At 40.9% G+C, this 1292-nt stretch carries 2 protein-coding genes; both read right to left on the bottom strand.

The annotated features are described in order from the left end of the window. Positions 1-436 (bottom strand): hypothetical protein (locus tag FCV43_RS00025; RefSeq protein ID WP_136993657.1); only part of this gene is annotated, 436 nt, incomplete at its 3' end. A gap of 142 nt (positions 437-578) precedes the next feature. After that, positions 579-1211 carry an HAD hydrolase-like protein gene (locus FCV43_RS00020; protein ID WP_136993654.1) on the bottom strand — a complete coding sequence of 211 codons (633 nt, stop codon included), beginning with the start codon at positions 1209-1211 and terminating at the stop codon, positions 579-581. Positions 1212-1292 lie beyond the last annotated feature (81 nt).

Here is a 1292-nt window from a genome sequence, read left to right as displayed (position 1 = left end):
GCAATAAAGTCGTCCACTTGCACTCATTACCCTCACTAAGAGAGAGCAACCTATCTTCTACGTGCTCTCTATCCCAAACGGCTGCACACTCAAGATCCAAGCACTCTGACTTTTCAGCTGATGCCTCTTGAGCACCAGAGTATATCGAGAATTTTTTAGATATTAAGTCGAATTTGTAGAACTTCTGATGAGAAAGAAACAAAGCATGATCTTCTAACTTTCCGACTTTGTTCCACCCCTGCTCTCCAAGAGCAAGCTTCATTACCCAAATACAGAATACAGGTCCATCGAACAGCGATATAAAGTCTTGTTGGGGCTTCGAAAAAACCTGTTTAGAGAAAGCTACAACTGGTTCATTAAGAATTAAACCATATCCGAAATATCCATTTTCGAGCGGTATCTCCACGACTTTTCCAATTTCGTAGTTTTTCGCCATTTTTTGCTTTCTCCTAAAAGGCATAACGCCCAATTAAGGGGTGAACAACGCTACCACCCAACCTAACGCATTGCGCCATAAACACTAAACTTGAAGTAGAAGCAAAAATGCCGAGCGTTGAGAATCCCTCTTAAATTGTTTGTTATGTGATAATTTTGTTTAGCTCACTTGGGCTTCCCAAAATCATAGACGGACTTTCTGATGATAGCTCTTGATAGTCACCATATCCCCAAAGAACTCCCACTGATTGCAACCCATTTTTATGTGCTCCAATCAAATCGGCATTTCTATCACCAACCATAATTGAGCCTGAACCGATTTTACCAGTCGATAGTAAATCTGATAATTGAGATATTTTCGTGATTCCTACGTCACCGCCACTGACAAATTCAAAGAAGTGACCAAGCCCGAATAAAGCTAAGATTCGTTCCGCGAAATCTGCTCTTTTCGATGTACAAATAGCTAATGGGTGCTTTTCAGACAAAATTTCTAGACTAGAAACTACGCCCTCATAAAGCCTGTTCTCCGAATAACCAACCTCTGAATAACGTTCACGATATTTAGCAACTAACGAAAGCATTAGTTCTGTATCTTCAGAGCCAGATAACTCTTTAAAAGCCTTATCTAAAGGTGGTCCAATATACCGCTCTAAGTATTGCTCACTACGGCATGGAAAACCATGCGCCTCTAGAGCATAATTCATTGAACGTACGATACCATCTTTAGGGTCGCTAATCGTTCCGTCAAGATCGAATACTATAAAATTCTTTGCCACTCTAACTCCTTGCGTGCAAATGCCATTACCACATAACGCCCAATTAAGGTGCGACAACGCTGTAACACCCAAGCTAAACCA

The organism is Vibrio genomosp. F6 (assembly GCF_005146325.1).
GTDB classification, from domain to species: Bacteria; Pseudomonadota; Gammaproteobacteria; order Enterobacterales; family Vibrionaceae; genus Vibrio; species Vibrio cortegadensis.
The sequence above is the reverse complement of the archived record's forward strand: the minus strand, read 5'-3'. Positions and strand labels throughout refer to the sequence as shown.